The following is a 2,782-nucleotide window of genomic DNA, read 5'->3' as shown; positions in this document are numbered from 1 at the left end:
GAATGATAGGGGCCGGGCGCCAGATTGCAAGAACTATTTTGTGCAGTGCAGCAAACTAGGGGTGTCGGGGTGTGACAAAGGTCCACGGCTATCGTGGCGGCCATGCAGGCCTTCCATTCCGATGCCCACAGCCTGGCCCTGCCGCCGGGGCACCGCTTCCCGCAATCTAAGTACCGCTTGTTACGGGAGCATTTCGAGCGCGAGCCGGGGTTGCTGCGCATGCAGCCGGCGCCGGCCGCCAGCGAGGGTGAACTGGCCCTGGCCCATACGCCGGACTATGTGGATGCGGTCCTGCTCGGCCACCTCAGCGCCGCCCAGCAGCGCGAGATCGGCTTCCCGTGGAGCCCGTCCATGGCCGAGCGTTCGCGGCGCTCGGTGGGCGCCAGCATCGCGGCCGCCCGGGCGGCCCTGGTCGAGGGCGTCGCGGCCAATATGGCGGGTGGCACCCACCATGCCTATGCCGACAAGGGCTCCGGCTATTGCGTCTTCAACGACGTTGCCGTCGCTGCGCGCTTGATGCAGGCCGAGTGGGCAAGAAGCCACCGCAGCCTGTTGCGCGTCCTCGTCATCGACCTGGACGTGCACCAGGGCAATGGCACTGCGGCCATCTTCCGCGACGACGACACGGTGTTCACCTTCTCCATGCACGGCGCGCGCAACTTCCCGTTTCGCAAGGAGGCGAGCGATCTGGACGTGGATCTGGCCGACGGCTGCGGCGATGCGGACTACCTGGCTGCGCTGGACGCGGCACTCGGCGAGGTCTGGCGTCGCATTGATCCGGGCCTGGTGTTCTATCTTGCCGGCGCCGACCCCCACGAAGGCGACCGCCTGGGTCGGTTGAAGTTGACCTATGAAGGTCTGGCCGAACGCGATCGGCGCGTACTGGCGGGCTTAAGCGAACGCCGCATCCCCGTGGCGCTGAGCATGGCCGGCGGCTACGGTCACGACCTGGCAACGACGGTCGCCGTGCAGATCAACACGCTGAATCTGGCCGCCCAGTCCTGGGCCGTCTGGGCCGCTATCGCACGCGGAACTGGCTGACCACCTGGGCCAGGCGCTGCGCCTGCTCGCGCAGCGACTCGGCGGCCGCGGCGCTTTCCTCGACGAGGGCGGCGTTCTGCTGCGTCATGTCGTCGACCTTGGTGACGGCGCTGGTGACATCGTCGATGCCGCGGCTCTGGGCGGCGGCGCTGGTGCTGATCTCGCCAATGATGTCGGTCACGCGCTGCACGGCGCCGACGATGTCGGTCATCGTCGAGCCGGCGTCCTGCACCAGGCGGGCGCCGGATTGCACGCGCTCGACGCTCGCGCCGATCAGCGCCTTGATCTCCTTGGCCGCCGCCGCGCTTCTCCCCGCAAGGTTGCGCACCTCACTGGCCACCACGGCAAAGCCGCGGCCCTGCTCGCCGGCGCGGGCGGCTTCCACGGCCGCGTTCAACGCCAGGATGTTGGTCTGGAAGGCGATGTCGTCGATGACGCCGATGATGTCGGCGATGCGCTTGCTGGACGCGGTGATGTCATTCATCGTGTCCACCACCTGCTGTACGACGCTGCCGCCGCGGTGGGCCACGGTGGCGGCGCTGGTGGCGAGTTGGTTGGCCGTCTGCGCGCTGTCGGTGCTCTGGCGCACGATGCCGGTCAGCTGCGCCATGGACGAGCTGGTGATCTCCAGGCTCGAGGCCGTCTGCTCGGTACRCTGGCTCAGGTCCTGATTGCCCGAGGCGATCTCGGACGACGCGGTGCGGATGGAGTCGGCCACCGTCATGACTTCGCCCACCGTCTGGCCGAGTTGCTCGCACATCTGGTTCAGCGCCCGCATCAGGCCGGCCAGTTCGTCCTGCCCCTGCGGGTTGGCGCGCTGGGTCAGATCACCCGCGGCRACCGATTCGGCCAGCGACAGCGAGGCGTTGACGTCGGCTGCGATCTTGCGCTGGTTGGCGAGCAGCAGGCCCATGCCGGCGCCAGCGGTCAGCAGAGAGATCAGGGCGAAGACCCAGGCGCGCTGGCGGGCCGTGGCCTGCTGGGATTCCGACGCGGCTTGCTGATCGGCCCCCATGCTCTGCACGATCTTGCCCATCAGCGTCGCGACTTCCTTGTAGCGGGCCTCGGCGTCCTGCATCGCGGCAACGCCGGTGTTGGGGTCGACCGAGGCCAGGTCGATGGCGGCGTCGGCCTTGGCCAGGTAGGCTTTCAGCAGCGGCAGGGTCGCGTTGATGTGGGCGTCGGTCTCGGCGGGCGTGGCCTCCATCTCGGCCAACGTGGTCAGCGTGCGCGTGAGGCCCTCAACCTGGGTCTTCAACTGCCCCCGCAGGGCCTTTACCTTGGCGTCGTCCAGCGAGCCGATCAAAGCGATGGTGYGATAGACGCCGCCATGCATCTCGCCCACCTGGGTCTGCACGGACACCGTGGTCATGAAGACCTCGTTGCGCTGCTGGCCGGCCTCGTTGGAGGCGACGACCCCACGCAGGGACAGCATGCTGTTGCCCAGGCCGATGGCCAGCACGACGGCCAGTGCCACCATCGGCGGCAGCAACATCTTTGAAGCCAGCTTCATCGGCAACCTTCAAGATTAGCAACCGGCGCGAGCCGGCGGCAGGGCAGGGGACGGCCAGCCATCCGCGCTTTACTTGTAGATGCCGCCGCAGACGATGGTGTCGTCCRGTCGCTCGCAGTACATCTGCTTGGGTTCGATCTTCTTGCTCGCCGGGTTGGTGAACTTGTAGTCCTGCCAGAAGCCCTTGGGGCTGGACTTGCCCAGTTCGACGCGCTCGCGGATGAAGGG

At 67.7% G+C, this 2,782-nt stretch carries 2 protein-coding genes; one reads left to right on the top strand and one right to left on the bottom strand.

Annotation, left to right across the window (positions count from 1 at the left end):
• Nucleotides 1–102: 102 nt before the first annotated feature.
• Nucleotides 103–1,041: a histone deacetylase family protein gene (locus tag ACXJKR_RS29055; RefSeq protein ID WP_457325802.1), complete on the top strand. Its 939-nt coding sequence runs from the start codon at nucleotides 103–105 to the stop codon at nucleotides 1,039–1,041.
• On the opposite strand, the gene ACXJKR_RS29050 is transcribed toward ACXJKR_RS29055, so the two are convergent.
• Complete coding sequence (locus tag ACXJKR_RS29050) at nucleotides 1,019–2,554, bottom strand: methyl-accepting chemotaxis protein (RefSeq protein ID WP_457325801.1); 1,536 nt, start codon at nucleotides 2,552–2,554, stop codon at nucleotides 1,019–1,021. The genes ACXJKR_RS29055 and ACXJKR_RS29050 overlap by 23 nt on opposite strands.
• Nucleotides 2,555–2,782: the final 228 nt, after the last annotated feature.

This window comes from Roseateles sp. P5_E11, assembly GCF_054049355.1.
The sequence above is the reverse complement of the archived record's forward strand: the minus strand, read 5'-3'. Positions and strand labels throughout refer to the sequence as shown.